General features: G+C 75.1%; 24 protein-coding genes and 2 riboswitches. Of the genes, 14 read left to right on the plus strand and 10 right to left on the minus strand.

Annotation, left to right across the window (positions count from 1 at the left end):
- Nucleotides 1–72: 72 nt before the first annotated feature.
- The 3 genes from Cph01nite_RS10295 (at nt 73) to Cph01nite_RS10305 (ending at nt 1,813) form a co-directional block, all read left to right on the plus strand.
- Complete coding sequence (locus Cph01nite_RS10295) at nt 73–612, plus strand: hypothetical protein (protein ID WP_203673849.1); 540 nt, start codon at nt 73–75, stop codon at nt 610–612.
- Between the two features lie 86 nt (nt 613–698).
- On the plus strand, nt 699–1,214 hold the full coding sequence (locus tag Cph01nite_RS10300) for a pyridoxamine 5'-phosphate oxidase family protein (RefSeq protein ID WP_203673851.1): 516 nt from the start codon (nt 699–701) through the stop codon (nt 1,212–1,214).
- Nucleotides 1,215–1,297: 83 nt separating this feature from the next.
- Nucleotides 1,298–1,813 (plus strand): hypothetical protein, encoded by a 516-nt coding sequence (locus Cph01nite_RS10305; RefSeq protein WP_203673853.1) that lies wholly within the window; start codon nt 1,298–1,300, stop codon nt 1,811–1,813.
- A gap of 9 nt (nt 1,814–1,822) precedes the next feature.
- Here Cph01nite_RS10305 and Cph01nite_RS10310 read toward each other — a convergent pair whose 3' ends face one another.
- Both Cph01nite_RS10310 and Cph01nite_RS10315 read right to left on the minus strand, forming a co-directional pair.
- A complete protein-coding gene (locus Cph01nite_RS10310; RefSeq protein ID WP_203673855.1) occupies nt 1,823–3,079 on the minus strand; it encodes an O-succinylhomoserine sulfhydrylase in 1,257 nt (418 codons plus the stop codon).
- Complete coding sequence (locus tag Cph01nite_RS10315) at nt 3,076–3,519, minus strand: rhodanese-like domain-containing protein (protein ID WP_203673857.1); 444 nt, start codon at nt 3,517–3,519, stop codon at nt 3,076–3,078. Before Cph01nite_RS10315 ends, Cph01nite_RS10310 begins: the two co-directional genes overlap by 4 nt.
- 4 nt (nt 3,520–3,523) lie before the next feature.
- Nucleotides 3,524–3,621, minus strand: a riboswitch (SAM riboswitch).
- A gap of 98 nt (nt 3,622–3,719) precedes the next feature.
- Here Cph01nite_RS10315 and Cph01nite_RS10320 point away from each other — a divergent pair.
- The 3 genes from Cph01nite_RS10320 to Cph01nite_RS19325 all read left to right on the plus strand — a co-directional run bounded on the left by Cph01nite_RS10320 (nt 3,720) and on the right by Cph01nite_RS19325 (nt 7,104).
- Nucleotides 3,720–4,259, plus strand: coding sequence for a GNAT family N-acetyltransferase (locus tag Cph01nite_RS10320; protein WP_203673859.1), 540 nt, complete (start codon nt 3,720–3,722; stop codon nt 4,257–4,259).
- 107 nt (nt 4,260–4,366) lie between these two features.
- Nucleotides 4,367–4,480, plus strand: a riboswitch (SAM riboswitch).
- Between the two features lie 35 nt (nt 4,481–4,515).
- On the plus strand, nt 4,516–5,958 hold the full coding sequence (locus Cph01nite_RS10325; protein ID WP_203673861.1) for an aminotransferase class V-fold PLP-dependent enzyme: 1,443 nt from the start codon (nt 4,516–4,518) through the stop codon (nt 5,956–5,958).
- Between the two features lie 60 nt (nt 5,959–6,018).
- On the plus strand, nt 6,019–7,104 hold the full coding sequence (locus Cph01nite_RS19325) for a GNAT family N-acetyltransferase (protein WP_308439436.1): 1,086 nt from the start codon (nt 6,019–6,021) through the stop codon (nt 7,102–7,104).
- A gap of 23 nt (nt 7,105–7,127) precedes the next feature.
- Here the strand turns inward: Cph01nite_RS19325 and Cph01nite_RS10340 are convergent, their stop codons facing one another.
- From Cph01nite_RS10340 to Cph01nite_RS10355, 4 genes are all read right to left on the minus strand, one after another.
- A complete protein-coding gene (locus Cph01nite_RS10340) occupies nt 7,128–7,733 on the minus strand; it encodes a pentapeptide repeat-containing protein (RefSeq protein ID WP_203673863.1) in 606 nt (201 codons plus the stop codon).
- A 480-nt stretch (nt 7,734–8,213) separates the two neighbouring features.
- Nucleotides 8,214–9,110, minus strand: a complete 897-nt coding sequence (locus Cph01nite_RS10345) for a MaoC/PaaZ C-terminal domain-containing protein (RefSeq protein ID WP_203673865.1) — start codon at nt 9,108–9,110, stop codon at nt 8,214–8,216.
- Complete coding sequence (locus tag Cph01nite_RS10350) at nt 9,107–10,498, minus strand: 3-oxoacyl-ACP reductase (protein WP_203673867.1); 1,392 nt, start codon at nt 10,496–10,498, stop codon at nt 9,107–9,109. The genes Cph01nite_RS10345 and Cph01nite_RS10350 overlap by 4 nt, the downstream gene beginning before the upstream one ends.
- A gap of 164 nt (nt 10,499–10,662) precedes the next feature.
- The gene (locus Cph01nite_RS10355; RefSeq protein ID WP_203673869.1) at nt 10,663–12,003 is read right to left on the minus strand and encodes an acetyl-CoA C-acetyltransferase; all 1,341 of its coding nucleotides are present in this window, start codon (nt 12,001–12,003) and stop codon (nt 10,663–10,665) included.
- A 120-nt stretch (nt 12,004–12,123) separates the two neighbouring features.
- Between Cph01nite_RS10355 and Cph01nite_RS10360 the strand changes: the two genes are divergently transcribed.
- From Cph01nite_RS10360 to Cph01nite_RS19330, 3 genes are read left to right on the plus strand one after another with little or no spacing between them, the layout of a single operon-like run.
- Nucleotides 12,124–13,041 (plus strand): TetR/AcrR family transcriptional regulator, encoded by a 918-nt coding sequence (locus tag Cph01nite_RS10360; protein WP_203673871.1) that lies wholly within the window; start codon nt 12,124–12,126, stop codon nt 13,039–13,041.
- Nucleotides 13,038–15,113 carry an acyl-CoA dehydrogenase family protein gene (locus Cph01nite_RS10365; RefSeq protein WP_203673873.1) on the plus strand — a complete coding sequence of 692 codons (2,076 nt, stop codon included), beginning with the start codon at nt 13,038–13,040 and terminating at the stop codon, nt 15,111–15,113. Before Cph01nite_RS10360 ends, Cph01nite_RS10365 begins: the two co-directional genes overlap by 4 nt.
- Nucleotides 15,114–15,130: 17 nt before the next feature.
- The gene (locus tag Cph01nite_RS19330) at nt 15,131–15,424 is read left to right on the plus strand and encodes a helix-turn-helix domain-containing protein (RefSeq protein ID WP_203673874.1); all 294 of its coding nucleotides are present in this window, start codon (nt 15,131–15,133) and stop codon (nt 15,422–15,424) included.
- Here the strand turns inward: Cph01nite_RS19330 and Cph01nite_RS10375 are convergent.
- Nucleotides 15,409–15,678 (minus strand): hypothetical protein, encoded by a 270-nt coding sequence (locus Cph01nite_RS10375; protein ID WP_203673876.1) that lies wholly within the window; start codon nt 15,676–15,678, stop codon nt 15,409–15,411. The genes Cph01nite_RS19330 and Cph01nite_RS10375 overlap by 16 nt on opposite strands.
- Before the next feature lie 217 nt (nt 15,679–15,895).
- Here Cph01nite_RS10375 and Cph01nite_RS10380 point away from each other — a divergent pair, with 217 nt between their 5' ends.
- The 4 genes from Cph01nite_RS10380 to Cph01nite_RS10395 all read left to right on the plus strand — a co-directional run bounded on the left by Cph01nite_RS10380 (nt 15,896) and on the right by Cph01nite_RS10395 (nt 19,784).
- Nucleotides 15,896–16,651: a class I SAM-dependent methyltransferase gene (locus Cph01nite_RS10380; protein WP_203673878.1), complete on the plus strand. Its 756-nt coding sequence runs from the start codon at nt 15,896–15,898 to the stop codon at nt 16,649–16,651.
- Between the two features lie 75 nt (nt 16,652–16,726).
- The gene (locus tag Cph01nite_RS10385) at nt 16,727–17,875 is read left to right on the plus strand and encodes an ABC transporter substrate-binding protein (RefSeq protein ID WP_203673880.1); all 1,149 of its coding nucleotides are present in this window, start codon (nt 16,727–16,729) and stop codon (nt 17,873–17,875) included.
- 2 nt (nt 17,876–17,877) lie between these two features.
- Nucleotides 17,878–18,954 (plus strand): FecCD family ABC transporter permease, encoded by a 1,077-nt coding sequence (locus Cph01nite_RS10390; protein ID WP_239069187.1) that lies wholly within the window; start codon nt 17,878–17,880, stop codon nt 18,952–18,954.
- Nucleotides 18,954–19,784 (plus strand): ABC transporter ATP-binding protein, encoded by an 831-nt coding sequence (locus tag Cph01nite_RS10395; protein WP_203673884.1) that lies wholly within the window; start codon nt 18,954–18,956, stop codon nt 19,782–19,784. The genes Cph01nite_RS10390 and Cph01nite_RS10395 overlap by 1 nt, the downstream gene beginning before the upstream one ends.
- Before the next feature lie 12 nt (nt 19,785–19,796).
- Here the strand turns inward: Cph01nite_RS10395 and Cph01nite_RS10400 are convergent, their stop codons facing one another.
- The gene (locus tag Cph01nite_RS10400; RefSeq protein WP_203673886.1) at nt 19,797–19,967 is read right to left on the minus strand and encodes a heme biosynthesis protein HemY; all 171 of its coding nucleotides are present in this window, start codon (nt 19,965–19,967) and stop codon (nt 19,797–19,799) included.
- A 120-nt stretch (nt 19,968–20,087) separates the two neighbouring features.
- On the opposite strand from Cph01nite_RS10400, the gene Cph01nite_RS10405 reads away from it, so the two are divergent.
- Entirely contained in the window at nt 20,088–20,864 is a 777-nt protein-coding gene (locus Cph01nite_RS10405; RefSeq protein ID WP_203673887.1) for a DUF2599 domain-containing protein, read from the plus strand.
- A 130-nt stretch (nt 20,865–20,994) separates the two neighbouring features.
- Here Cph01nite_RS10405 and Cph01nite_RS10410 read toward each other — a convergent pair whose 3' ends face one another.
- On the minus strand, nt 20,995–21,828 hold the full coding sequence (locus tag Cph01nite_RS10410; protein ID WP_203673889.1) for a hypothetical protein: 834 nt from the start codon (nt 21,826–21,828) through the stop codon (nt 20,995–20,997).
- A 141-nt stretch (nt 21,829–21,969) separates the two neighbouring features.
- On the minus strand, nt 21,970–22,254 hold the full coding sequence (locus Cph01nite_RS10415) for a P-II family nitrogen regulator (RefSeq protein WP_203673891.1): 285 nt from the start codon (nt 22,252–22,254) through the stop codon (nt 21,970–21,972).
- Nucleotides 22,255–22,259 lie beyond the last annotated feature (5 nt).

Raw genomic sequence — 22,259 nt, forward strand, 5'->3', positions numbered from 1 at the left:
CTGATCCAGTGACCCCGCGCGCCTGCGGCTCCGCCCTCGCTGCGCACCCCGATCGACCCGAGGACACACCCCGTGGCCCAGCACGTCCTCACGCCCGCCCGCGTGACCTCCCACCCCCGTCCCACGTCCGCCCCCGGCGGTGCGCCGCGCGTCGAGGTCGCCGGCCGCCCGCGGCCCGGCACGGTCGAGTTCCTCCTCGACGCGGACGCCCTCGACCCCACGACGCTCGCGCTCGCCGCCGCCCGCGCCGACGTCGTGCGGGTCGTCCACTCCGCCGCCCTGCCGACCGAGGCGGCCGTGCGCGCACTGGTCAGCGTCCTGGAGGACGAGGTCGCGGCCGTCGGGCGGGACCGCCGTGACGTCCGGCTCGTCCTCGAGGTCGAGGCGGTCGTCGCGGCCGACGACGCGGACGTCGCCCGGCGCCGCACCGCGATCGCCTACGCCGAGGCGTTCGCGGCGCTGACGTGGTCGCCGTCGGCGACGTGGCTCGTCGCGCCCCTCGACCGGCTGTCGTCCGACGCCGCCGCCCTCGCGGCGCGCACCGGGGTCGACGCGGTCGCTCTCGCGCTCGTCGGGGAGTCCCGTCGGCACGCGTCGGCCGTCGTGGCCTGAGCGCGCCCGCCCGGGTGCGGGTGGCGCCGGCCGTCCCTAGGGTGGCCGGGGCGGGTGACCCGCCCACGACGACGGACGGAGCGACCATGACGAGCACGACGTGGCAGGAGCAGGACGAGCCGACGCACGCCGAGGCCGTCGCCAAGGTGCGCGAGCTGCTGGCCGACCACCACGTGGCGATGCTGACGACCGTGGACGCGGACGGTGCGCTGGTGAGCCGCCCGATGGGCGTCCAGGACGTCGAGTTCGACGGCGACCTGTGGTTCTTCACGTCGCTCACGAGCCACAAGGTCGCCGAGATCGGCGCGGGCAGCGCCGCCAACGCCGCCTTCGCCGGGTCGTCGTCCTGGCTGTCGCTGGCCGGGACGGCCGAGGTCGTGCGGGACCGGGCGAAGATCGACGAGCTGTGGAGCCCCGTCGCGGAGGCGTGGTTCCCGGACGGGCCGTCGACCCCCGACCTGGCGCTGATCCGGCTGCGGGCGCAGAGCGCCGAGTACTGGGACAGCCCCGGCGGCCGGCTGGCGACCGTCATCAGCCTGGTGAAGGCCAAGGTCACCGGGCAGGCGTACGACGGCGGGGAGAACGCGTCCGTCGACCTGTGAGGGCGGTGCCCGGATCGTCCCGGTTCGCCCTTGTGGTGGACGGGGGTGACGCGGTCACAGGTCGCTGCGCTACCGTCCCGGCCATGCGGATCCGACGACGCCTCGCAGCGGCCCCCTTCCTCCTGCTCGCGCTCGCCGCGTGCTCCGACGACGCGGCGACGACGCCCGACGCGGACGCGGACGCGCCGGAGGACAACCTGTCCCTCCCGCCCATCACCGGGGAGGGCAGGGGTTCCACCGAGCTGCCGGCCCTCGAGGACCAGACCGGCGCTCTCGAGGCGTCGGGCGGTGGGCCGGCCGCGCTGGCCGCGACGATCGCCGCGGGCGCGACCGAGGCCGGGCAGGTCGCCGAGGCCGCGGCCGGGTCGTACACGCTGCGGGTGGCCTGCACGTCGTCCGACGGCGCGCCGCTGACCATCACCGTCAGCGCGGCGGGCAGCGACCTGACGCAGTACCAGGCGCCGTGCACCCCGGTGTTCCAGGGCGGCACGACCATGGCGGACAGCGACCCGTTCCAGGTGCCCGGCGGGCCGCTCGAGCTGGGCGTCGTCGCCGCGTCGGACTCCGCGGTCGCGGTCGGCCTGGTCCCGGCGGGCTGACCCGCCGCGTCAGGAGTCCAGCGCCGCCAGCGCCTGCGCGAGGTCCTCGCGCAGGTCCTCGACGTCCTCGAGCCCGACCGAGAGCCGGACCGTGGCCTCCCCGATCCCCACGGCCGCCCGGCCGGCGAGGCCGAGCCTGCGGTGCGTCGTCGTCGCGGGGTGCGTGACGATGGACTTCGCGTCGCCGAGGTTGTTGGAGATGTCGACGACGCGCAGCGCGTCGAGGACCGTGAACGCGGCCTGCTTGGCGGCCCCCGGGCCCGCGTCGCCCGGCACCGCGAGGTCGAACGTCACGACGGTGCCGCCGCCGGTCTGCTGGGTGCGCGCGAGGTCGTGCTGCGGGTGGGACTCGAGGTAGGGGTAGCGCACCTGCGCGACGCCCGGCTGGTCCTGCAGCCACCGGGCCAGGCTGAGCGCGGACGCCGCCTGGTGGCGGACCCGCACGCTCAGCGTCTCCAGGCCCTTGAGCAGGACCCACGCGTTGAACGGGGACAGCGACGGGCCGGTGTGGCGCAGCATGGTCTGCACGGGGCCGCGCACGTAGTCCGACGAGCCGAGGATCGCCCCGCCGAGCACGCGGCCCTGCCCGTCGATGTGCTTGGTCGCCGAGTACACGACGACGTCCGCGCCGTGCTCGAGCGGGCGGGAGAAGACCGGGGTGGCGAACACGTTGTCGACGACGACCGTCGCGCCCGCGGCGTGCGCGAGGCGGCTGACCGCGGCGATGTCGACGAGGTCCTGCATGGGGTTGGACGGCGTCTCGAAGAAGACGACGTCCGCGGGCGTCGCGAGCGCCTGCTCCCACTGCGCCGGCACGTGGCCGTCGACGTAGTCGGTCCGGACGCCCCACTTGGCGAGGATCTCGTCGAGGATCACCACCGTGGACCCGAACAGCGCGCGCGCCGCGACGACGCGCGAGCCGGAGCGCACGAGGGCCGCGAGCGCCGTGAAGACCGCGGACATGCCCGTCGCGGTGGCGTAGCAGGCCTCGGCGCCCTCGAGCAGGCGCAGCCGCTCCTCGAACGTCGTGACCGTCGGGTTGCCGTAGCGCGAGTACAGGAACCGGTCGACGTCGCCGGCAAACCCGGCCTCGGCCTGCGCGGCCGACGCGTACGTGTAGCCCTGGGTGAGGTACACCGCCTCGGACATCTCGCCGAACCCGCTGCGCACCAGGCCGCCGCGGACCGCGAGGGTGTCGGGTCGCAGGGCCGCGCGGTCGAGCCGGTGGTCGTCCCAGTCGCCCGGGCCGGGCGCGGGCGTGCTCACGGCTGGACCCAGGGCAGCCCGTCGGCGCGCCAGCCCGTGTGACCGCGGTGGCCGTCGGGGCCCGTCGCGCCCTCGAACCCGTCGAGGACGTTGTACGCCGGGCCGTACCCGGCCGCGGTCGCGGCCTGCGCGGCGCCGATCGAGCGCTGTCCGGAGCGGCACAGGAAGACGACGGGGCGACCGTCGCCCGGGGTGACGCCCGTCGCGGCGAGCTGCTCGACGAACCGCGCGTTGGGCTGCCCGGAGGGGTAGGAGACCCACTCGACGAGGGCCGCCTGACGGCCGAGCCGGCGCAGGTCCGGCACGCCCACGTAGCGCCACTCGGCGTCGGTGCGCACGTCGACGAGCACGGCGTCGTCGCGCTCGGTCAGCAGGTCCCACGCCTGGGTCGGCGTGATGTCCCCGGCGTACCCGGGGGCGGGGCGCGGCTGCACGCTCATGGTCCTCCCATCGTCTCTGGCGGTAGCACCCTCGGCCACGGTCTCCCGTGCGGGTTGCTGCGGCGTCGTCGAGCCAGATCTCTCGGCCGCTCTGGATGGTCGCCGAGGATGCTACGCCACGACCGGCGCCGGTGTCCGGGCCGTCTCAGATCGGCCGCGCCCGTGCGGTCGCACCCGGCCGCGTGCCAGGCTGGTCGTCGATGGATGCCCTCGAGGACCTCGTGCTGCGACCCGTGACCGCCACCGACGTGCCCGCGCTGACGCTGCTGCTGCACGACGCGTACGCCGACCTCGCGGCCGACGGGCTGAACTTCACCGGCGCGTCCCAGGACGAGGTCACCACCGCGAGCCGGACCCTGGGGGTCGGGGCGTCGTGGGTGCTCACCGGCCCGGCGGGGCAGCTGCTGGGGACCATCACGGCGACCAGCCCGCCGGGGCGCGGCATCCGGGCGCTGACCAGCCTGGCCCTGGAGCCGGACCGCGTGTGGCTCAACCAGCTCGCCGTGCACCCCGACGCGCGGGGGCGGGGACTGGCCAAGGTGCTCTGGGGAACGGTGCGGGACTGGTCGCTCGCCCACGGCATGCGGTCCGTGGGGCTCGACACCGCCGAGCCCGCGGCGGCCCTGCGGCAGATGTACCGCCGGTGGGGGTTCGTCGACGCGGACACCGTGCAGTGGCCGGGCAAGACCTACCGCAGCGTCGTCATGCTCCACGACCTGCGGCGTCCGCACGTCGCCTGACGACGTCCGCGCCCGAGCCCTCCGGAGTCCGTCGCGCGAGACGCCGCGTCTCGCATGATGAGCCGCCACGTTGACACGCACGCGGCGCGCGCCCGATCCTCGTCGCAGGTCATGAGCGCCAGCGTCAAGCCCCGGCTCGCTGGCCGGCAACCCTCCTCCGCGGTGGGGTGCCCCGGGTGACGACCAGGCCGTGCACCGTTCGGTGCCGGCAAGCGCGGGACCTCACGGGTCCCCGGACCGTTCCCGGAGGAGCACCATGACCACGATCACCGAGCTGTTCTCGTGTGCCGACGAGGTCACGGGCACCGCGACCTCGGCCCCGCTGCCGCGCCCGGGCGAGGCGCCGCTGCTGCCCGTCGTGGGCGCGTCGACCACCGTGCCGCTCGTCGACGGCACCAGCCGCACGTACGCCAACCTGGACTGCGCGGCGAGCGCGCCCGCCCTCGAGGCCGTCACGGCCCGCCTCACCGAGGTGCTGCCCCTCTACGCGTCCGTGCACCGCGGCGCCGGCTACCTCTCGCAGGTGTCCACCGCGCTCTACGAGGCGTCGCGCGACGCGATCGCACGGTTCGTCGGGGCACGTCCCGACGACGTCACGGTCATCACCCGCAACACCACGGACTCCCTCAACCTCCTCGCGGGCGTCGTGCCTCCTGGCGGGGCCGTCCTGGTCCTGGACGTCGAGCACCACGCGAACCTGCTGCCGTGGGTCCAGCGCAGCGGCGGCGCGCACGCCGGCACGGGGCGCATCGCCACGATCCTGCCGCTCGAGCCGACCGTCGCCGCGACGCTCGACGCGCTGCGTGCCGAGCTCGCCCGGCGCCCCTACGCGCTGCTCACGCTCACCGGCGCGTCGAACGTCACGGGCGAGGCGCTGCCGCTCGACCGCGTCGTCGAGATCGCGCACGCGGCGGGCACGCGCGTGGCCGTGGACGGTGCCCAGCTCGTGCCGCACCGCGGGTTCTCCCTCGCCTCCACCGACGTCGACTACGTCGCCTTCTCCGGGCACAAGACGTACGCGCCGTTCGGGGCCGGGGCCCTCGTGGGCCGCCGGGACTGGCTCGACACGGGCACGCCGTACCTCGCAGGGGGAGGTGCGGTGCGCGACGTGCGGACCGACCGGACCGTCTGGCAGCCCGCCCCGGCCCGGCACGAGGCCGGGTCGCCCAACGTGCTGGGCGCGATCGCGCTCGCGCAGGCCTGCGACACCCTCGCGTCGCTGCCCGCGGGAGCGCTGGAGGAGCACGAGCAGGCGCTGCGCACGCGCCTCGTCGCCGGGCTCGAGGCGCTCGACGGCGTGCGGGTCGCGCGGATCTGGCCCGACTCCGCGGACCCGGTCGGGGTCGTGACGTTCACGGTCGGGGACCTCAACCCGGGCCTGGTCGCCGCGTACCTGTCCGCCGAGCACGGGATCGGGGTGCGTGACGGCCGCTTCTGCGCCCACCCGCTGCTCGCCCACCTCGGGGCGTCGCACGGCGCCGTCCGGGCGTCCGTCGGGGTCGGCACGACGGCCGAGCACGTGGACCGGCTCGTCGACGCGCTCGCCGCGCTGCTGCGCCGCGGCGCCCAGGCCGAGTACGAGGTCGTCGACGGCTGCTGGTCGGTCGTCGACGACACCCGCCCGCTCATCGAGGTGCGCGGCCTGGACCACCTGGCCGCGACGGCGGCCGCCGCCTGCGGACCGGCGCTCGACGACTGACCGGACCCGCCGCGTGAGACGCGGGGGCGTGCGGGGGCGGGGACCGGCGACCATGGGCGCGTGCTGCACGATCTGATGCTCGAGGGTCATGGTGTCCGGCTCGTCCCGCTCACGGACGAGCACGCCGAGGCGCTGGCCGGGTTCGTCGACGACCGGGTGTGGGCCGGCATGACCTCCCCGACGCCGCGGGGCGTCGAGGACGTGCGCGCCGTCGTCGCCGCCGCGTCGTCGACGCCCGGGCGGTACGGGTTCGCCGTGCTCGTCGACGGCGAGGTCGTCGGGTCCACGTCCTTCTACGACGTCGACCTGGCGATGGGCCGCCTGGAGATCGGGCACACCTTCTACGACCCCCGGGTGTGGGGCACCCACGTCAACCCCGCGTGCAAGCTGCTGCTGATGTCCCACGCGTTCGAGGCGTGGGGCGTGGCGCGCGTCGCCTACCGCATCGAGGCCCGCAACGCCCGGTCCGTCGCGGCCGTCACCAAGCTCGGGGCGCGTCCCGAGGGGCGCCTGCGCGGGCACCGCGTCGCCGCCGACGGCACCCGGCAGGACTCGCTGTACTTCTCGGTCCTCGCCGACGAGTGGCCGCACGCCCGGGCGCGGCTGGAGGCCCGGCTCGCCGGGCAGGGCGCCGCCGACGAGCGCACGTCGGTGCTGCTGATCGGCGGCCGCTCGGGCGTCGGCAAGTCGACCGTCGCGGCTGCGGTCCACGACCTGCTCGTCGCGCGGGACGTGCCGCACGCCGTCGTCGAGGGCGACGCGCTCGACCTCGCGCACCCCGCCCCGTGGGAGCACGGCGTCGCGGCCGCGAACCTCGCGGACGTGTGGCGGCGCTACCGGGCGCTGGGTCACCGGCGGCTGGTCTACACCAACACGGTGTCCGTGCTGGAGGCGCACGCGCTGGCCGACGCCGTCGGCGACCGGCCGCACGTGACGTCGGTGCTGCTCACGGCGTCGGACGCCACCGCGCGCGACCGCCTGGGGCGGCGCGAGCACGGGGCGTCGTACGACGCGCACGTGACCCGCTCGGACGCGGCCGCCGCGCGGCTCGAGGTCGCGGCGGGCGAGGGTGTGCACCGGGTGAGCACCGACGGGCGGTCGCCGGCCGAGATCGCCGCGGAGGTCGTCGCCCTCGCGGGGTGGTGAGCGTCGCGGGGTGGTGAGCGGGGTCAGTCGTCGACGACCAGCCCCACGTGGTGCGCGAGCAGCGGCGCGAGATCCAGGAGCTGGTCCCGGGTGACCTTGGCGCCGCCGAGCCCGCCGACGCCCTCGAGGACGCGCAGCCGGGCACCGCGCAGGTCGCAGTCGGCGAGCCGCGCCGCGGTCGTGTCCAGCCGGCGCACGTCGCAGTCGACGACCACGAGGCGCTGCACGCGCGCGTGGCTGAGGTCGAGGTCGCCGAGCGTGACGTTCTCGAGCCGCAGCTCCTCCACCGTGGACTCGCGCAGGTCGAGGTAGTCGATCTTGCCGCCGGTCACCGTCACCCGGGTCCACGTCGAGGCGAACGCGGTGAACGCCCCGATGCGCAGGTCCGTCATGGTCGCGTCGCGCCACGTGGACGACGGGGCCCGCAACGCCCCGGCCCGCACGCCCGTCCACGACGTGTCGAGGACGCGCGCGCCGTCGAGCACGACGCCCTCCAGGTCGCAGTCGTCGAGCGTGCAGTCGAGGAACCGCGCGCGCGACGCGTCACGCTGCGTCAGGTCCAGACCACGGAAGGCCAACCCGTCGAGGTCGGCGTCGGGTTCGAGGTCGTAGGCGTCACCGCTGAGCACCCCCCGAGCCTGCCACCACCCCCCGACACCCGTGGGGTGGCGAGAGCGCATTCCAGCCCCCGGGGGTGGTGAGAGTGCGATCCAGCCCCTGGGGTGGTGAGAGCGCATTCCAGCAACCCCTTGGGGGGTGAGAGGGCAATCCAGCAACCCCCTGGGGTGGCGAGAGCGCATTCCAGCCCTCTGGGGTGGTGAGAGTGCAATCCAGCAACCCCCTGGGGTGGTGAGAGCGCATTCCAGCCCTCTGGGGTGGTGAGAGTGCGATCCAGCAACCCCCTGGGGTGGCGAGAGCGCATTCCAGCAACCCCTGAGGTGGTGAGAGTGCAATCCAGCCCACCTGCGGTGGCGAGAGTGCCATCCGACCGTCCACTGGATTGCCCGCGCCGCGGGTGGGCTGGATTGCTTTCTCGCGCGCGCGGATGGGGCGGGTGCTCGCTCGCGCGCGGAGGGCTGGATTGCTCTCTCGGCGCGGGGGGGTGGGGGTCAGGGGTGGAGCGGGGTGACCGTGCCGGCGAGGTGGAGGCGGCCCGAGCGCGGGTGCCACGCCGTGAACGCGAAGCCGTCGGCCTCGGGCACCACGCGGACGTCGGGCGTCGCGGGCAGCAGCACGGGCGCCGCGAACTCCACCGCCCACGTGAACGCGTCGCCCCGCGCCGCGCCGACGTCGGCGAGCGCGCGCGAAGCCGTGTACATGCCGTGGGCGATGGCACGCGGGAACCCCAGCGCGCGCGCCGTCACCGGGGACAGGTGGATGGGGTTGCGGTCACCGGAGACGGCCGCGTAGCGCCGGCCGACGTCCGCGGGCAGCTCCCAGCGACCCGTCCGCACGGGCGGGGTGAACGCGGGACGCTCCGCGTCGTCGCGGGGCGCGTCCGGCAGGCGCACGCCCTTGGCGAGGTACGTCGAGACGCCCAGCCACGCGACCGCCCCCGCGGTGCTCACCTCGGTGACCAGGTCGACCTGCGTCCCCGAGCGGTGCGGGCGCAGGTCCCGGGCCCACGCGCGCACCGAGAGCCGGTCGCCGAGCGTCAGGGCCTGCCGCTGCTCGACCCGGTTGGCCACGTGGACCATGCCGAGCAGCGGCAGCGGGAAGTCCGGCCGGACCATCAGCGCCATCGCCACGGGGAACCCGAGGACGTGCACGTACCCCGCGGGCAGGGCGTCCGTCGCCGGCTCGTGCAGCAGGTGCTGGTAGGTGGTCAGGTGGTCCGGCTCGGCGCGGACGTCGTCGACGACGTACGTGACGTCAGGCAGGGCGGGGGACGGGGTCCGCGTGCCGCGCGCGGCCGCGAGCCGCGCCGCCGCCCACGCCCCGCGCCCGTACAGGCCACCCAGACCCGGCACGCGCGGCAGCGCGACCTGCGTCGCCGGCGACGTCACCGGCCCACCATGTTCTGCCCGCAGACCCGCAGGGTCCGGCCGAGGATCCCGCCGGCCGCCGGCGACGCGAGGAACGCGATCGCCTCGGCGACGTCCACGGGCTGTCCGCCCTGCTGCAACGAGTTCAGGCGACGCGCGACCTGCCGCGTGACCGCGGGGATCCGCGCGGTCATCTCGGTCTCGATGAACCCGGGCGCCACGGCGTTGGCGGTGCCGCCGAACGGCGCGAGCAGCGGCGCGGTCGCGCGGACCATGCCGATGACGCCGCCCTTGGACGCCGCGTAGTTGGTCTGGCCGCGGTTGCCCGCGATGCCCGACGTCGAGGCGAGCGACACGATGCGCGGCTCGTCGGCGAAGTCGCCGGACGTCAGCAGGGCCTCGTTGATGCGCAGCTGGGCGGCGATGTTGACGGCCAGCACGGACGCCCACCTGTCGTCGCTCATGTTGGCCAGCAGCTTGTCCCGCGTGATGCCGGCGTTGTGGACCACCACGTCGAGCCGGCCGTGGCGCGCCTTGGCGTGCGCGATGATGCGGTCGCCGGCGTCCGGCGCCGTCACGTCCAGCTGCAGCGCGGTGCCGCGCACCCGGTTGGCCACCTGCGCGAGCTGCTCGCCGGCGGCGGGCACGTCGACGGCCACGACGCTCGCGCCGTCGCGTGCCAGGACGTCGGCGATCGCGGCGCCGATGCCGCGGGCGGCGCCCGTGACGACCGCGACCTTGCCGGCCAGCGGCTTCTCCCAGTCGGTCGGCAGCTCGCCGGCGGCGGAGTCCACCTCGAGCAGCTGGCCGTCGACGAACGCCGAGCGCGCCGACAGGAAGAACCGCAGCGCCGCGACGACGCTCGGTGCGCTGACGGGCACGCCCGGCGCGACGACGACCCCGTTGCCCGTGGCGCCCTGGCGCAGCTCCTTGGCCAGGGACCGCAGGAACCCGTCGACGCCCTGCCGTGCCGCGGCGACCGCCGGGGCGTCGGAGTCGAGCGCGGGGTGCGACAGCGTCACGACGCGGCCGCCCGGGCGCAGGCGCTTGAGGGTCGACGCCGCGGCGAGCACCGGGGCCGTCAGGTCGTCGGGGTGCTCGACGCCCGTCAGGACGAGGACGACGGCGGCGTAGCGCACGTCCGGCGTGGCGTGCCGGTGCACCTCGACGTCCCAGCCGTCGAGGACGGCAGGGGTCTCGCCGGTCGTCGGGGCGCCCCCGGCGGGCGAGGACAGCAGGCGGGCGACGAGGTCGGCGTCGGGGCCGGTGCCGAGCACGAGCGCCGGGCCGTCGAGCAGGGGGCGCCCGGGGCGGTGGCGCCGCAGGACGGCGGGGCGGGGCAGGCCGAGCTGCTGCGCGAGCTTCTGGGTGAGCCCGCTGTTGACGAGCTCGAGGTAGCGGTCGGTCATCACGACTCCTGCGTCGTCGGGTGCGGGGCTGGATCGCTCTCTCGCGGGGGAGAGGGCGGCTGGATCGTCCTCTCGCGGGGGAGAGGGGGGCTGGATCGTCCTCTCGCGGGGGAGGGGGGCGGCTGGATCGCTCTCTCGCGGTGAGGGGGTGATCCAGCCGCTGGTCAGGCGGCTTCGAGGAGGGCGGTGAGGCCCAGGCCCCCGGCGGCGCAGACCGAGACCAGCGCGCGGACGGGGGAGTCGTCGCCGGCCGCGACCTGGGAGGCGCGCCGGGCGTGCAGCTCCTTGGCGATGGTCGCCACGATGCGTCCGCCGGTGGCGGCGAACGGGTGCCCGGCGGCCAGCGACGACCCGTGCACGTTGAGGCGTGCGGGGTCGACGGTGCCGAATGCGCCGTCCAGTCCCAGGCGCTCGCGGCCGAACTCCTCGGACCCCCACGCGGCGAGCGTGGTGAGCACGGTCGAGGCGAACGCCTCGTGGATCTCGACGTACTCGAGGTCCTCCAGGCGCAGGCCGTGGCGGGCCAGCAGGCGCGGCACCGCGAAGACCGGTGCCATGAGCAGGCCGTCGACGCCGTGCACGAAGTCGACGGCGCCGGCCTCGGCGTCGACGACCGCGGCGAGCGGGGTGAGGTCGTGCGCGGCCGCCCAGTCGGCGGAACCCAGCAGCACGGTCGACGCGCCGTCGGTGAGCGGCGTGGAGTTGCCGGCGGTCATGGTCGCGGGGGCGTCCAGGCCGAGGCCGAAGGTCGGCTTGAGCTTCGCGAGCTTCTCCAGCGAGGTGTCGGCGCGCAGGTTCGCGTCGCGCGTCAGCCCGCGGTAGGGAGTGACGAGGTCGTCGAAGAACCCGTCGTCGTACGCGGCTGCCAGGCGCTGGTGGCTGCGCAGCGCGACCTCGTCCTGGGCCTCGCGCGTGATCTCCCACTGGGCCGTCGTCAGGGCCTGGTGCTCGCCCATCGACAGGTGCGTGCGGGGCTCGGACGTGCGCGGCGTGGCGGGGGCCAGGTCCTTCGGGCGGAGGCGGGCCAGTGCCTGGAGGCGCTGCTGCGGGGTCTTCGCGTGCGAGACGTCGAGCAGCACGCGGCGCAGCTTCTCGCTGACGGCGATCGGGGCGTCGGACGTGGTGTCGACGCCGCCGGCGATCGCGGACTCGAGCTGGCCGAGGCGGATCTTGTTGGACAGCGAGACCACGGTCTCCAAGCCCGTCGCGCAGGCCTGCTGCACGTCGTACGCCGGCGTCGTGGGGGCCAGGGCCGAGCCGAGCACGGCCTCGCGCGTGAGGTTGAAGTCGCGGCTGTGCTTGAGGACGGCGCCCGCGGCGACCTCGCCGATGGACTCGCCCTGCAGGCCGTACCGGGCGACGAGCCCGTCGAGGGCGGCCGTGAGCATGTCCTGGTTGGACGCCTGCGCGTACTTCCCGCCGGCGCGGGCGAAGGGGATCCGGTTGCCCCCCAGGACGTACGCGGCGCGGGGGGTCGGGGACGTGCTGGGGGTGCGGGTGGCCATGTGGCGCTCCCTCTCGCATCGGCGTCGATGACGGGCTCTACCGGACGACCACCCCTCGGAGGAGGGACGTTCGTCCCGAACTGGTGTCCGCAACCCACAGTACCTGATACCTTCGGTTGCGTGAGCCCCGTCACTCCGGGAACGTCGACGACGACCTCCCCGCACCGCGCGAGCGACGACGGACCGGACCGGACCGTCGTCCGGCGCCTCGCGCCCGCCGCCCCGCCCCTCGCGACGGGGGCCCTGCCCGCGCCGGGCGAGGACGCACCGGTCGACGGCCGATCCACCCGCTGGGCCGACCACCGCGAGGCGCGCCGCGCGGAGCTCGTCCGCGTCGCCCGGCGTACCGTCCACCACGGCGGGCCCGACGTCTCGATGGAGGAGATCGCGGCGGCCGCGGGGACCTCCAAGTCGATCGTCTACCGCTACTTCAGCGACAAGACCGGGCTGCAGATCGCGGTCGCCGAGATGGTGGTGGCGCAGATCCAGGGCGCCCTGGAGGGTGTCCTGCGCGTCGCTCCCACCCCGCGCGAGGGCCTGCGCGCGATGGTCGCCGTGTACCTGGAGATGATCGAGTCCTCGCCGCACGTCTACGCGTTCGTGACCCGCGACGGCTCGGTGGAGTCCGGCGGCCCGCTCGGCCACTTCCTCGACTCCGTCACCGCGCTCGTCGCCGCGCCGTTCGCGCGCGGCCTCACCGAGGACCGTGACGGCAGCCGCGTCGCCCGCCGCCCCGGCGCGGACGACGGCGCCCTCGACCCGACGGCCGCGGCGCTCGCCGAGTCCTGGGCCGCGGGCGCCGTCGGGTTCGTCCGCGGCGCCGGCGAGTGGTGGCTGGCGCACCGCGGCGAGCCCGGCACGCCCGACCGCGAGGCGCTGACCGCGCAGGTCGCGGCCTGGCTGTGGGCCGGCCCCGTCGGTCTGCTCGCCCGCGAGCACCCCCGCACCACCACCCCGACCACCGCACCCGCCCACCCGGCGGACCCGCACCCCACCGGCGGCGACGAGGCCGCCCCCACCCCCAGGGAGCAGCGATGACGACGACGACCGAACGCCCCACCACCGGTGCCACGTCCCGCGACAGGGCCCCCCGCGTCGACGTCGCCGCCCTGGAGGAGACGCTGCTGGGCACGTACGCGCAGCTGCGGCGCGAGGCGCGTGCCATCACCGCCGACCCCGAGTTCCAGAAGATCGAGGGCCAGTCCATGGCCGAGCACCGCGAGCGCGTGCTCGGCCAGCTGCGGCGCCTCGAGGCCGAGCACGACGTGCTGCGCGCCTTCCCCGCGCACCTCGGCGGCGCCGACGACCACGGCGGGTCCCTCGCGCGGTTCGAGGAGCTGGTCGCCGCCGACCCGTCGCTGCAGATCAAGGCGGGCGTGCAGTGGGGGCTGTTCGCGTCCGCGATCCTGCACCTGGGCACCGAGCACCACCACGAGACGCTCCTGCCCGACGCGATGCACCTGCGCGTCCCGGGGGCGTTCGCGATGACCGAGGCGGGCCACGGCTCGGACGTCGCCTCGATCGGGACCACCGCGGAGTACGACCCCGAGGCGCAGGAGTTCGTCCTGCACACCCCGTTCCGCGCGGCGTGGAAGGACTACCTGGGCAATGCGGCCGTCCACGGCACCGCCGCCGTCGTGTTCGCGCAGCTCATCACCGCCGCCCCCGGCCAGGCGCGGGTCAACCACGGCGTGCACGCCTTCTACGTGCCGCTGCGCGACCCCGCGACGCACGAGTTCCTGCCCGGCATCGGCGGCGAGGACGACGGGGTCAAGGGCGGGCTCAACGGGATCGACAACGGGCGCCTGCACTTCACGCACGTCCGCGTGCCGCGCACGAACCTGCTCAACCGGTACGGCGACGTCGCCCCCGACGGCACGTACTCCTCGCCCATCGCGAGCCCCGGTCGCCGGTTCTTCACGATGCTCGGCACGCTCGTGCAGGGTCGCGTCTCGCTCGACGGCGCGGCGGCCAACGCCAGCAAGATCGCGCTGGCCATCGCCGTGACCTACGCCAACCAGCGCCGCCAGTTCGCCGGCGGCAGCGGCGAGGAGGTCGTGCTGCTCGACTACGGCCAGCACCAGCGCCGGCTGCTGCCCCTGCTCGCCGACGCGTACGCCACGTCTTTCGCGCACGAGGAGCTGCTCGCCGCGTTCGACGAGGTGTTCTCGGGGCGCGGCGACACCCCGGAGAACCGCGAGGACCTCGAGACGCTCGCGGCCGCGCTGAAGCCGACGTCGACGTGGAACGCGCTGGCGACGCTGCAGGCGTGCCGCGAGGCGTGCGGCGGTGCGGGCTTCATGGCCGAGAACCGGCTGACGGGCCTGCACGCGGACCTCGACGTCTACGTGACGTTCGAGGGCGACAACACGGTGCTCTACCAGCTCGTCGCCAAGCGGCTGCTCGGCGACTACGCGACGTCGCTCACGGCGCTGCAGGCCGACCGCGGCGACCTGGCCCGGTTCGTCGTCGACCGCGTCACCGACGCCGCGCTGCACCGCACGCCGCTCGTGCGCGCCGTGCAGACGCTCGGCGACCGGGGCGACGCACGCCGGTCCGTGGGGCAGCTGCGCGACACCGACACCCAGCGCGACCTGCTGACCGACCGCGTGGAGACGATGGTCGCGCAGGTCGCCCAGGCCTTGGCACCGGCCCGCAAGATGAGCCCCGAGCGCGCCGCGGAGCTGTTCAACGCCCACCAGCACGAGCTCATCGAGACGGCGCGCGCGCACGCCGAGCGCGTCCAGTGGGAGGCGTTCACGCGGGCCGTGGAGCGCATCGAGGACCCGGGCACGCGTCAGGTGCTGACGTGGGTGCGCGACCTGTTCGGCCTCACGCTCGTCGAGCGGAACCTCGCGTGGTACCTGGTGAACGGGCGCCTGTCCGCCGGGCGCGCGCGCACCGTGACGTCGTACATCGAGCGGCTGCTGGCGCGGCTGCGGCCGCACGCGCAGGACCTGGTCGACGCGTTCGGCTACGGCCCGGAGCACCTGCGGGCGCCGATCGCGTCGGGGCAGGAGCGGGCGCGGCAGGACGAGGCGCGCGCGTACTACCGCGCGCAGCGGGCCAGCGGCGACGCGCCGATCCCGGAGAAGCACCACCGGAGGTGACGGGAGTACGGGTCGGCATGACCCTCGTCCAGCTCGCGCAGGCCACGGGTGTCACGGTGGCAGACCTCAGTGTGCTGAAGAACGGGCGGGCGAGGGTGGTGCGGTACAGCACGCTGACGGCCGTCCGCGACGCGCTCGGCTGTCAGCCGGGCGACCTCCTGGTGGTCGAACCCGCCGCTGACGCTCCCCCCGGAGTGAGGCGGGCCGTCAGCCTTCGCGTTCCCGGGCTCCACGGCTCCCTGCGGACGGCGCGCAGTGGCCGCGACGGCGACCGGCCCCCGCAGGGGCCCGGGCCTCACCCGCGCACCTGACCGAGGACGGCCATGTCGGCGGGGCAGTGTTCCGGCAGCCAGTGGTCCGCATCGAGGTCGACCCGCGTGAACGGTGAATCGACGCGCCGGACCGTCGCGGCGACCGACGCGGGCGCGAGGAACGGGTCGCGGCGTGCCGAGACGTACGTCGTCGGGACGCGCACCGCCCGAGGACCGTGTCCCGTGGCGGGGGCCGCGTCCACGCCGCGGCCGCGCACGTCGAAGCGCAGGCCGTCACGCGTGCAGCCCTGCATGCCCGCAGCACCAGCAAGGCGGCGGTCGACGGGCGAACGCAAGGGCGGAGCGGGCGAAAGTCCTAGTGAACGCAAACAAGAATCGTTATCATGAGACCATGAGACACCGCCGCGTTGCACCCGGGTGCCGTCCGGGAGTGCTCGAGCGCACGCCGCCCTCGGGTCGCGGCCGGCCGTCGGTACCCGCAGCCACGATGGACCCCGGGGTGGGTGCGCCGTGACCGGGGTGCTGGACGCCGCCGTCGCGGCCGAGTGGGTCGAGTCGTGGGACCGGCAGCAGGAGCGGTACGCGGTCGCACGCGACGAGCGCTTCGCGGTCGTCTGCGAGGTCGTCGCCGCCGTCACGCGATCCGAGCCGACGCCCGTCGTGGTCGACCTGGGCTGCGGCCCGGGCTCGCTCACGGTGCGGGTGGCGCGCCGGGTCCCGCGGGCGCGCACGCTCGGGGTCGACGCCGACCCGCTGCTGCTGGCCCTCGGTCGTGCCGCCTCGCCGGACGTGGAGCTGGTCGAGGCCGTCGTCGGCGCGCCGGGGTGGACGGACGTGCTGCCTGCCCGGCTCGACGCCGTCGTGTCCTCGACCGCCCTGCACTATCTGCCGCCCGATGCGCTCGGCACGGTGTACGCCGACCTCGCCGTGCGCCTGCGTCCGGGAGGGGTCCTGGTCAACGCGGACCACCTGCCGGCCGACGACGTCGTGCTGGACGTGCTCGGGCGGGCTGTGGCTCGGCGCAGGACGTCGGTACTCGCCACGCCGGCCCCGGACGCCCTCGACTGGTCGGGCTGGTGGGAGGCCGTCGCGCGCGATCCCCGCCTGCACGCTCTACGGGCGCAACGCGTCCCGCAGCCGGCGGTCGCCGGCGAGCACGTCGTGCCCGTCGGCGTCCACAACCGCCTGCTGCTCGCCGGCGGCTTCAGCCGTTGCGGGGTGGTCTGGCGGGACGGCCCGAGCGCGGTGCTCGTCGCCGTCCGCTGAGCAGCACCCCATCCCCGATGCCGGCCCGCCCGGCACCCGCACCCGCCCTCCGGGGCCATGAGAGGACGACCTCCTGTGAACCGCTCACGCACGACCGCCCGCCGGCTCGCGCCCCTCGCGCTCGCCTGCGCCGCCGTGACCGCCCTCGCCGCCTGCGCGCAGTCCGGCCCCGCGCCGGCCGCCGCGGACGAGCCCGGTGGCACCCGCGTCATCGTCGACCACTGGGACCGCGAGGTCGTCGTCCCCGAGGTCGTCGACCGGGCCGTCGTCATGGAGTGGGAAGGGCTGGTCGCCAAGTCGATGATGATCTTCGGCATCGAGGACCGGATCGTCGCCGTGGACACGGCCACCAAGAAGCAGTCGTTCCGCAACGAGCTCGTCCCGGCGCTCCAGGACGCGGTCGACGTGGGTTCCGCGTGGAGCGGGGTCGACTACGAGCAGATCGCGGCGCTCGACGCCGACGTCGTGTTCCTCGAGGCGTGGGTCGCCAGCGAGGAGAACCGCACGATGCACGCCGACGAGATCGAGAAGATCGAGGCCCTCGGCATCCCCGTGATCGTGTTCGTGTCACCGTCGAACTTCGCCGAGCCTGACATCGCGACAGCGTGGGAGTACGTCGAGATCGTCGGCGAGGTGTTCGACAAGCAGGACGAGGCCACGGCGCTCGTCGAGCGGCTCGAGAGCGAGCTCGACGTCATCCGGGAGCGGACGGCCGACATCGCCCCGGAGGACAGGGCCGACGTACTGATGTTCGCGACGGTCGACAACGTCATGGGGGAGAAGAGCATCCAGTCGTACTTCCTCACCGAGATCCTGAACGCGAACAACATCGCCGGGCCGGGAACGTTCATCACGGTCGCCGAGGAGCAGATGCTCGCCCTGGACCCGGACGTCCTGCTGGTGCTCGGGCACGACGGTTATCTCGACCCCGAGCGGATCTACGCCGGTGAGAGCGTGGGGCTGAACTGGGCGAACCTGCAGCGCATGCGCGCCATCGCCGAGCGGAGGGTGGCCTCGGTCGGGTACGACGAGTGGCGAGCGACCGTCGAGACGCCGATCGGGCTGCTCAAGATGGCCGCCGCGGTCTACCCGGAGCGGTTCGCCGACATCGACCTGGTCGCCGCCGAGCAGTCCTTCTACGAGGACGTCTACGGGTTGGCCGCCGGCGACGCACGGACGGCGATCGACGCCCAGCACTACCTCGGGGAGCTGGCGAACCGGTGACCATGCCATCCGCCGACGTGGCCGGGCGGGGGACCGGGCGCCTCGTGCGCCCGGCCCTGCCGCGCCGCCGGTCCCGTCGCAAGGTCGCGGTGCTGGTCCTGGCGGGCGTGGCGCTCGTCGCCGCCGGCCTGTTCTCGGTCACGACCGGCGCGTACGCGGTGCCCGTGGCGGACGTCCTGTCCGTGCTCTCCGCCCGCCTGGGCCTGCGCGAGGGTGGCGCGAGCGTGCACGACACGGTCGTGTGGGACATCCGGCTCACCCGCATCCTCATCGCGATCGCGGTCGGAGCCGCCCTGGCGACCAGCGGTGCGGTCTACCAGGGGGTCTTCCGCAACCCGCTCGTCGAGCCGTACGTGCTCGGGGTGTCGTCCGGTGCCGCGTTCGGCGCCGGGCTGGCCGTGCTGACCGCGTTCGCGCTCTCCGTGCAGGTCCTCGCGTTCGTGTTCGGCATGGTCGCGGTCCTGGCCACCTACGGGCTCTCGCGCGTCCGCGGCCAGACGCCGACCGTCACGATCGTGCTGGCGGGGGTGGTGATCGGCTCGGTGTTCATGGCGGGCTTCTCGCTCTTCCAGTACCTGGGCACCGAGGAGCAACTGCGCCGGCTGGTGTTCTGGATCATGGGCGGGCTGCACCGCTCGACCTGGTCGGACGTCGCGGTGGTCCTGCCGATCGTCCTCGTCGGTTGCGCGATCGTCTGGACGTACGGGTGGAAGCTCAACGTCTTGACGCTCGGGGACGAGGAGGCGTCGTCGCTCGGGATCCGCGCGGAGCGGACGAAGCGCGTCCTCATCGTGCTCGCGACGGCCATCACGGCGATCGCCGTCTCCGTGTCCGGGATCATCGCCTGGGTCGGCCTGATGGTCCCGCACGCCGCGCGCCTCATCATCGGGCCCGACCACCGGTACCTGCTGCCGCTGTCCGCGATGCTCGGGGCGATGTTCGTCATCGTGTGCGACACCATCGCGCGGACGATCACCACCGGCGAGGTGCCGATCGGGATCATCACGTCGATCCTCGGCGCCCCGTACCTCATCTACCTGCTGCGCACGCGCCTCGACTACTTCTCCGGGAGGGGCTGATGCTGGACGTCCGCGACGTGTCCTTCGCCTACGGCAGCACGCCCGTGCTCGACGGGGTGAGCTTCGGCCTCGTCCCGGGGGAGCTGTGCGCGCTCTTCGGTCCCAACGGCACCGGCAAGTCGACCCTGTTCAAGTGCATCCTCGGTCACCTCGCCCGGCGCGGTGACGTGAGCATCGCCGGCCAGGACACCGCGCGCCTCGGCACGTCCCGGTTGGCGCGGCTGGTCGCCTACGTGCCGCAGGAGCACCGCCCGCCGTTCCCCTACCTGGTGCGGGAGATGGTGCTCATGGGCCGCACGCCCCACCTCGGTGGCGTCTTCGGCCCCAGCCGGCAGGACGAGGAGGCAGCCGAGGTCGCCATGGAGCGCATCGGGGTCGCCGACCTGGCCGACCGCAGCTACACCACCCTGAGCGGTGGGCAGCGCCAGCTTGTCCTGCTGGCCCGCGCGCTCGCGCAGGACACCCCGCTGCTGCTGCTCGACGAGCCGACGGCCAGCCTCGACTTCGGCAACCAGCTGCTGCTCTGGCAGACGGTGCGGAGCCTGACCGCCGAGGGGCGGACCGCCCTGATCTGCACCCACGACCCGAACCACGTCGTGTGGTTCTGCGACCGGGCGCTCGTCCTGGGCCGCGAGGGCCGGCTGATCGAGGACGGTCCCGTGCGGGCCGTCGTGCGCGACGACCTCGTCCGGACGTTGTACGGGCCGGTGAGCGAAGTCGTCGGGTACGGCGAGGACACGGTCGTCCGACCGTTGGCACGTGCGTCGTCGTCGGGCGTCGACCCGTCGTCGGCGCGGGCCTCCGCGGGTCACGCCCTCGGGGCGGAGTGACCGACCCGCCCCTCAGGCGTGCCGGATCATCCACTCGTGGTTCGGGTCGCGCCCGCCGTCCGGGTCCGGCACCGGCCGGACGTCGTGGACCGCGACGGTGTCCTCGAGCGCGATCGGCTCGGGAAGGCGGCGGAAGTCGACGGCGGGCGCGTCTGCCTCCGGGCGGGGCTGCGGGTCCGGCACGGTGCGTCCTCTCGTCGGTCCGGCCAATCTCCCACCGCGCAAAGGTCCTGTCCATCCCCGCCGGCACCTCCGGGGCGCTACGGTCGCGGCGTGGTGCTACGGGCTGTAGGTCGGGGTGGGGTGGTCGCGGGCGCCGTGCTGCTCGCTGCGGCGTGCGGCGTGCCGGGTGACGTGACGACCGACCGCACGTCACCGGCCGGTCCCACGACGCCACCCGCGGCCGTCGCCCCGGCTCCGGCGGCCGAGCCGGGGAGCGGCGTCGTCCGCGACTCCGGCGGCCCGCTCGCCGACTCGGCGCGGGGGGTCGACGCCGGGGCGCTGCTGCCGGCACCCGGCGCCGCGTGGTCGCGGACGGACGGGGCGGACGGTGCCGCGACCCTGACCGTGACGGGCGCCGCCGGCACCCTGGCGTGGGTCGCACCCCCGCGGGGCGGGCGCCCCGAGGCGCAGGCCGACGGGTCCCTCACCCTGCACGACGAGGCCGGCACCGTCGTCGCCGCGCTCGCGGCACCGGCCGGCGACGACGGCAGCCGGGGTGCCTGGCGCCCGGAGGGTGACGTGGTCGCGCTCGAGTCGGCGACGGGGTCGGTGTCGTTCGTCGTCGGGACCGCCGCGCTGGAGTCGGTGACGTGGGGTGAGGCGGAGGGCGGTCGCTCGCTCATGGTGGTCCCGGCCGGCTGGGTGCGGGGCGGCAGCCTCGCCGCGCAGGAGGCGCTCGCCTCCCAGCTGCGCGCCGCCGAGCCCGAGGCCGCCTCCGGGTCCATGCAGGCGCAGCTGTGGTGCCACGTGCTGGGCGCTCCGGACAAGGCGTCGTGGAACCTCGAGCCGTGGCGGCCCGAGGTGTCGACGACGACGCTCCTGACGACCCGCTGCAACCCGACGGACGCGGACGTCTGAGTCCGGTCCTGGTCCTGGTCCTGGTCCTGGTCCTGGTCCTGGTCCTGGAAAGCGTGAAGCGTTGCTGCCGGGATGCGGCAACAACGCTTCACGCTCCCTTCCGCCCGGCCGTCCACCGGGCGGCGGGTGGTCAGGGGTGGGTGGTGCGGTGGCGCCGCCACAGGACGAGCGCGGTGCCGACGGTCACGGCGAGGGCCGCACCGCCCAGCAGTCCGCCCGTGCGGGCACCGGTCGCGGCGAGCACCTCGGACCGCTCCGCAGTGGCGGCGAGGGTCGTCGGCGACGGCGCGGGGGTCGGTCCGCCGGCGGACAGGACCTCGGCGCGCTCGGTCGACGCGGGGCTCGGGGCAGGGCTCGGTGCGACCGGGGACGGTGCCGCCGCGACCTCGGTGGCGGGGGTCGGCGCCGCGTCGGTCCCGGTGGGCGGCGACGGCGCGGCGGGTGCGGGTGCCGCGGCGTCGCCGGCGGGCGGCGCGACCGGGGGCGCGGCGGGCGGGGCGGCCTGCGCCGGCGGTGCCGGCGGAGCGGTCGGCGGGGTCGTCGGCGCGGGCACCGACGGGACGGCGGGCGGGGTGGACGTGCGGCAGACCGGTGCCTGGCCGCCCTCGCCGTGGTGCTCGTCGTACCCGCCGACCTGCACCCAGGTGATGCATGCGTCCGGCGGCAGCCCGGCACGGTCCCACGTGAGCGTCGACGTGCCGGCCAGGTCCCCGAACCGCGTGCCCGGGCCCTCGATGTGGATGTTGCGCGCCCCGCCGCCCAGTGCGGACGTGAAGACGACGTTGACGTGCCCGTGCACCTGGAACGCCGCACCCGCAGGCAGCTCGAGCCCCGTCCCGGTGACCCGGTAGGGCGTCGGTGCGTCCGACCCCGCGCTCGCGGCCGTGGCCGCGCCGACGAGCGTCAGCGCGGTGACGACCGTGGCGGTGGTGGTGCTGAGCACGGTGGTGCGGCGCGCGGACATCTGACCTCGACCTCGGGGGAGCGGACGGTGACGGCCGGTCAGGGCTGAGCCGCTGACCTGGCAGATCGCAGGTTAGCGGGCACAAGGTGCAAAACGGGTGAGAGGGGCATGAGAGTTCGCCCCCTCCCCGGGCGACGTCGGTCAGACCCACCGGGCGTCCGAGACGAGGCACATCCCGCCGACCTCCTGCAGGAGCGGCTGCAGCGCCGCCACGACCTCGTCCACCCGGTCGGGCGGGACGGCCACGAGCAGGTAGGTGTTGTCGAAGGTGGCGAAGGGGTCGCTGCCGCGCGGGCCGTGCTGGCCGTACCCGTGGACGCCCGGGATGACGGTGCGGTGCGGCAGGCCGAGGGTGTCCAGCGCCTCGAGGAACCGCGTGGCGACGCGGGACCCCACCACCAGGTCCAGGCGCTTCACGTGCTGCATGGTCG

Source organism: Cellulomonas phragmiteti (assembly GCF_016862775.1).
GTDB lineage: Bacteria > Actinomycetota > Actinomycetes > Actinomycetales > Cellulomonadaceae > Cellulomonas > Cellulomonas phragmiteti.